Raw genomic sequence first — 230 nt, 5'->3', positions numbered from 1 at the left:
GCACCTACGGTCGGCATCAACCCGTTTGATCCGGTGTGGATTGCAACGCTGGTCGCGATCGTTACGCTCAGCTCGGTCGGTGTAGCGGGCGTTGGCGGCGGGGCCACCTTTGCCGCGCTGATTGTCCTGCCGGCCATGGGCCTGCCGGTGACGCTGGTGGCGCTGCTGATCTCCATCGAGCCGCTGATCGACATGGGCCGTACAGCACTCAACGTCAACGGCTCGATGAC

Annotated in this window: 1 protein-coding gene; it reads left to right on the top strand. The window is 64.8% G+C overall.

Translation table 11 applies throughout. The features are described from left to right. Nucleotides 1-230, top strand: a 230-nt coding sequence (locus tag RVY79_RS21885; RefSeq protein ID WP_317466728.1) for a cation:dicarboxylate symporter family transporter, incomplete at both ends; no start/stop codon positions are given.

Source organism: Chromohalobacter sp. HP20-39 (genome assembly GCF_033052815.1).
In the GTDB taxonomy this organism is placed as follows: Bacteria; Pseudomonadota; Gammaproteobacteria; order Pseudomonadales; family Halomonadaceae; genus Chromohalobacter.
This window is presented reverse-complemented; position numbering and strand designations above follow the sequence as displayed.